This window comes from Pseudomonas sp. 6D_7.1_Bac1 (genome assembly GCF_025465945.1).
Classification (GTDB): Bacteria; Pseudomonadota; Gammaproteobacteria; order Pseudomonadales; family Pseudomonadaceae; genus Aquipseudomonas.
Map to the genome: position 1 here is coordinate 23,352 of NZ_JANLNW010000042.1, position 6,060 is coordinate 29,411.

The following is a 6,060-nucleotide window of genomic DNA, read 5'->3' on the forward strand; positions in this document are numbered from 1 at the left end:
CTCAGCAGTCCAGTGGGTTGCGTTTTTCCGGGTTGATACCGAACTTGGCGATGGCTTCAGCCACAACCTTAGGTTCGATGTCACCACGGTCAGCCAGTGCTTCAAGGGCTGCCAACACCACGAAATGACGGTCGACTTCGAAGAAATGACGCAGTTTCTTGCGGCTGTCGCTGCGGCCGAAACCGTCGGTGCCCAGGACTTTGAATTCCTTGGACGGGACCCACTGACGGATCTGCTCGGCGAACAGCTTCATGTAGTCGGTAGACGCGATGACCGGACCTTGACGGCCGTTCAGGCACTCTTCGACGTAGCTCAGCTTAGGCTTCTGACCCGGGTGCAGACGGTTGCTGCGCTCTACGGCCAGGCCATCGCGACGCAGTTCGTTGAAGCTGGTTACGCTCCAGACGTCAGCGCCGACGTTGAACTCTTCACGCAGGATCTTCGCCGCTTCACGGACTTCACGCAGGATGGTGCCGGAGCCCATCAGCTGAACGTGGTGCGCCGCTTCGCGGGTGTCTTCTTCGAGCAGGTACATGCCCTTGATGATGCCTTCCTCGACACCGGCCGGCATGGCTGGCTGCTGGTAGGACTCGTTCATCACGGTGATGTAGTAGAAAACGTCCTGCTGCTCTTCGGTCATCTTCTTCATGCCGTCCTGGATGATCACCGCCAGCTCGTAGCCGTAGGTTGGATCAAAGGTGCGGCAGTTCGGGATGGTGGCGGCCAGGATGTGACTGTGACCGTCTTCGTGTTGCAGGCCTTCGCCGTTGAGCGTGGTCCGGCCGGCAGTGCCGCCGATCAGGAAGCCACGGGTACGGCTGTCGCCAGCGGCCCAGGCCAGGTCGCCGATACGCTGGAAGCCGAACATCGAGTAAAAGATGTAGAACGGCAGCATCGGCTGGTTGTGGCTGGAGTACGAAGTACCGGCAGCGATGAAGGAGCTCATGGCGCCCGCTTCGTTGATGCCTTCTTCGAGGATCTGGCCCTTCTTGTCTTCCTTGTAGAACATCACCTGGTCTTTATCGACTGGCTCGTAGAGCTGGCCGACGGACGAGTAGATGCCCAACTGACGGAACATGCCTTCCATACCAAAGGTACGGGCTTCGTCCGGGATGATCGGAACGATGCGCGAACCGATTTCCTTGTCCTTGACCAGTTGCGCAAGGATCCGCACGAAAGCCATGGTGGTGGAAATCTCACGGTCGCCCGAGCCATCAAGGATTGCCTTGAGGGTGTCGAGTGGCGGCGTTGGCACGCTGATGCTCTTCGCGCGGCGCTGTGGTACGAAACCGCCCAGGGCAGTGCGGCGCTCGCTCAGGTAGCGGGCTTCGGCGCTGTTTGGCTCTGGCTTGAAGAACGGCAGGTTTTCCAGCTCTTCGTCCTTGACCGGGATATCGAAACGATCGCGGAACAGCTTCAGGCTTTCAACATCAACCTTCTTGGTGTTGTGCGCGGTGTTCTTCGCTTCGCCGGCACCGGTGCCATAACCCTTGATGGTCTTGGCCAGGATGACAGTCGGTTGTTCTTTGTGGTTGACCGCTTCGTGGTACGCCGCGTAGACCTTGTACGGGTCGTGGCCGCCACGGTTGAGTTTCCAGATCTCGTCGTCGGACAGATCAGCAACCATCGCCTTGAGTTCTGGCGAGTTGAAGAAGTGTTCACGTACGAACGCGCCGTCTTTGGCTTTGTAGTTCTGGTACTCGCCGTCGATGACTTCGTCCATGCGACGTTGCAGGATACCGTCGACGTCCTTGGCCAGCAGTGGGTCCCAGAAACGGCCCCAGATGACTTTGGTCACGTTCCATTGAGCACCGCGGAACACGCCTTCGAGTTCCTGGATGATCTTGCCGTTGCCGCGAACCGGGCCGTCGAGGCGCTGCAGGTTGCAGTTGATGACGAAGATCAGGTTGTCGAGCTTCTCGCGGCCAGCCAGCGAGATCGCGCCCAGGGATTCCGGCTCGTCACACTCGCCGTCGCCCAGGAAGCACCAGACTTTCTGCTTGCCTTCAGGAATGAAGCCACGGGCTTCCAGGTACTTCATGAAACGTGCCTGGTAGATCGCCTGGATCGGACCCAGACCCATGGATACGGTCGGGAACTGCCAGAAGTCAGGCATCAGCCACGGGTGCGGGTAGGACGACAAGCCGTGACCGTCGACTTCCTGGCGGAAGTTGTTCATCTGGTCTTCGGTGATGCGGCCTTCCATGAATGCACGGGCGTAAACGCCTGGCGAGGTGTGGCCCTGGAAGTAGATCAGGTCGCCGCCGTGTTCGTCGGTCGGGGCCTGGAAGAAATAGTTGAAGCCGATGTCATACAGGGTCGCGCTGGAGGCGAAGCTGGAGATGTGACCGCCGAGGTCAGAATCTTTCAGGTTCGTACGCATCACCATGGCCATCGCGTTCCAGCGTACCAACGAGCGAATGCGGCGTTCCATGAACAGGTCGCCAGGCATGCGTGCTTCGTGGGTGACGGGGATCGTGTTGCGGTAAGGCGTGGTGATGGCGTAGGGCAGTTGCGAGCCGCTGCGGGTCGCGAGTTCGCCCATACGGGTCATCAGATAATGAGCACGGTCTTCGCCTTCTTTGTCGAGAACCGATTCCAGGGCGTCCAGCCATTCCTGGGTTTCGACGGGATCGAGGTCTTGCATGGCTTGCTCCAGGGCGGAAAGGCTTCCAGAATCGGTTGCCTGAGTTAGCGACTGGCCTTGTGGGCAGACGTTATAAATTCTTGGAATGCCGGAGGTTGATTCGGCGGCGTGTAGTTTTACTACAAATCGTCGGCCATTTCAGCCTTTCGAATGTATATACGAGTAGTAAAACTACAGAGGATTGGCTTGTGGCCTCCTGCTGCGTTGTGAGAATAATCGTTACTGTTGGTCTTTAGCTAACTGAAATAGGTGGAGGTTTGATGTCAGCTGCCAAAAAAATCGAAATTTCAGCTATTTCTAACTTTTGTTCGACAGTCCTTTGCGTAGTGCATTTCATGCGTTCACTACAGACAGCCCTTTCTACGCCGATCAAGGATAGACCATGAGCCTCCCTTCGCTTGCCGAACTGCCGGCCATTCTCCTGCCGTTTGTCAGCCGCGCCGAGCAGTCGTTCCGTGCCGCCGTTGCCACACTGGATGATGATCATGGCCTGTCGACCTGGTCGCCTGAACGCTGGGCCGCGTTTGCCCGAGTGACCGCCGCCAGCGACTTTGTCATTGAACAGAGCGTGCGTGACCCTTTGATGTTGCTGGAGCTTGCGCAGTCCGGCGAACTCGACCGCCGTTTCACCGCCGGTGAGTTGTGCACGCAGATCGCGGCCGCCGTGCAGACGGCCACCACCGAGGATGAACTGGGCCGAGTGCTGCGCCGTCAGCGCAACCGTCAGCAAGTACGCATCATCTGGCGCGACCTGACCCGCCAGGCCGATCTGATCCAGACCTGCCGCGACCTCTCGGACATGGCCGACGCGAGCATCGATCAGGCTTATCAATGGTTGTATCAGCGCCATTGCCTGCAGTTCGGTACGCCCACCGGCCGGCGCAGTGGCGAGCCGCAGCACATGGTCATCCTCGGCATGGGCAAGCTTGGCGCGGTGGAGCTCAACCTGTCGTCAGACATCGATTTGATCTTCGCTTACCCCGAAGGTGGCGAGACGGTTGGCGTGAAGCGTCCACTGGATAACCAGGAGTTTTTCATTCGTTTGGGACAGCGGCTGATCAAGGCGCTGGACCCGATGACCGTCGACGGTTTTGTATTTCGCGTCGACATGCGTTTGCGACCGTATGGTTCGTCCGGCGCGCTGGTACTCAGCTTCAACGCGCTGGAGCAGTACTACCAGGACCAGGGTCGCGACTGGGAGCGGTACGCAATGATCAAGGCGCGGGTAGTGGCCGGCGATCAGGTGGCGGGCGCGCAGCTGCTCGACATGCTGCGGCCGTTCGTTTACCGGCGTTATCTGGACTTCTCGGCGATCGAAGCGCTGCGCACCATGAAGCAGCTGATCCAGCAGGAAGTCCGGCGCAAAGGCATGGCCGACAACATCAAGCTCGGCTCCGGCGGTATCCGCGAAGTCGAGTTTATCGCTCAGGCCTTTCAGTTGATTCACGGTGGTCGCGACCTGAGTTTGCAGCAGCGGCCTCTATTAAAAGTACTCGGCACGCTGGAAGGGCAGGGTTACCTGCCGCCGGCAGTGGTCAGCGAGCTGCGCGAAGGTTATGAATTCCTGCGCTATACCGAGCACGCAATCCAGGCGATTGCCGACCGTCAGACGCAAATGCTCCCACATGGCGAGCACGATCAGGCCCGCATTGCCTTTATGTTGGGTTTTGCCAATTGGACGGCGTTCCATGAGCAATTGATGTATTGGCGCGGCCGGGTCGACTGGCACTTCCGCCAGGTGATCGCTGACCCGGATGAAGAGGAAGGCGAAGAACGCGAAGTGGTGGTCGGCGGTGAGTGGCTGCCGCTCTGGGAAGAAGCGCAGGATGAAGACGCCGCCTGCCGTCAGTTGGAAGAGGGTGGTTTTGTCGACGCGCCCAAGGCCTTGAAGACGCTCGCCAGCCTGCGCAGCAGTCCGCAATTGCGGGCGATGCAGCGTCTGGGACGCGAGCGGCTCGATGCCTTTATTCCGCGTTTGCTGGCGCAAGCGGTGGAGCACGCCAGCCCGGACCTGGTGCTGGAGCGGGTGTTGCCGCTGGTTGAGGCGGTGGCACGGCGTTCGGCTTATTTGGTGCTGCTCACCGAGAACCCCGGCGCGCTGCGGCGGCTGTTGACCTTGTGCGCGGCCAGTCCGTGGATTGCCGAGCAAATCACCCGTTTCCCGTTATTGCTCGACGAATTGCTCAACGAAGGGCGACTGTTCAAGCCGCCGCTGGCACCGGAGTTGGCCGCCGAATTGCGTGAGCGGCTGACGCGCATTCCCGAGGATGACCTCGAACAACAAATGGAAGCGTTGCGGCACTTCAAGCTGGCGCACCGCCTGCGAGTGGCGGCCTCGGAAATTGCCGGCAGCCTGCCGTTGATGAAAGTCAGCGACTACCTGACCTGGCTCGCCGAAGCCATTCTGGAACAAGTGCTGGCGCTGGCCTGGCGCCAGACGGTGGCCAAGTACGGCTCGCCGCAGCGTATCGACGGCACGTTGTGCGACCCGGGTTTCGTCATTGTCGGTTACGGCAAAGTCGGTGGCCTGGAGCTGGGGCACGGTTCGGACCTGGACCTGGTGTTCATCCACGACGGTGACCCACTGGCAGAAACCGACGGTGCAAAACCGATCGATGGCGCGCAGTTCTTCACTCGTCTGGGCCAACGAATCATCCATTTGCTGACGACCCAGACCAACTCCGGCCAGTTGTACGAAGTCGATATGCGCCTGCGTCCGTCCGGTGCATCGGGGCTGTTGGTCAGTTCGGTGGGGGCGTTCGAGCGTTATCAGGAAAACGAAGCCTGGACCTGGGAGCATCAGGCGCTGGTGCGGGCGCGGGTACTGGTGGGCAGTCAGGATGTCGGCCAGTCCTTCGAAAAAGTCCGGGCGAAAGTCCTGGGGCGAGCACGCGATCTGCCCAAGCTGCGCCAGGAAGTCAGTGAGATGCGCGCCAAGATGCGCGACAACCTGGGGAGCAAGAGCACCGGTGCCGGAACGGCAGCCAATGCCTTCGAAGCCGCGGCGCCGTTCGACCTGAAGCAGGACGCTGGAGGTATCGTCGATATTGAATTTATGGTGCAATACGCCGCTTTGGCGTGGTCCGCCGTGCACCCTTCGCTGCTCCGCTATACGGATAACATCCGCATTCTGGAAGGCTTGGAGGAGGCCGGGTTGATGCCCGCCGAAGACGCCAGCCTGTTGCGTGAGGCCTATAAGACCTACCGCGCCGCTGCTCACCGCCAGGCCCTGCAGAATGAGGCCGGGGTGATTCCGGGTGACCAGTTTGTAGCCGAACGTCGCGAAGTGTTGCGGATCTGGCGTGAGCTGGGGCTAAGCTGAACAGGATATTTGAAACACTCAATACCCAATGTGGGAGCGGGGGGGGGGGGGGGGGGGGGGGGGGGGGGGGGGGGGGGGGGGGGGGGGGGGG

Annotated in this window: 2 protein-coding genes; one reads left to right on the plus strand and one right to left on the minus strand. The window is 60.2% G+C overall.

Going from position 1 to position 6,060, the window contains the following annotated elements; genetic code table 11:
* Nucleotide 1 precedes the first annotated feature (1 nt).
* Nucleotides 2-2,647: a pyruvate dehydrogenase (acetyl-transferring), homodimeric type gene (gene aceE / locus NTD87_RS10185; RefSeq protein ID WP_262113668.1), complete on the minus strand. Its 2,646-nt coding sequence runs from the start codon at nt 2,645-2,647 to the stop codon at nt 2-4.
* A 382-nt stretch (nt 2,648-3,029) separates the two neighbouring features.
* Here aceE and glnE point away from each other — a divergent pair, with 382 nt between their 5' ends.
* The gene (gene glnE / locus NTD87_RS10190; RefSeq protein ID WP_262113669.1) at nt 3,030-5,969 is read left to right on the plus strand and encodes a bifunctional [glutamate--ammonia ligase]-adenylyl-L-tyrosine phosphorylase/[glutamate--ammonia-ligase] adenylyltransferase; all 2,940 of its coding nucleotides are present in this window, start codon (nt 3,030-3,032) and stop codon (nt 5,967-5,969) included.
* The last annotated feature ends 91 nt before the right edge of the window (nt 5,970-6,060 follow it).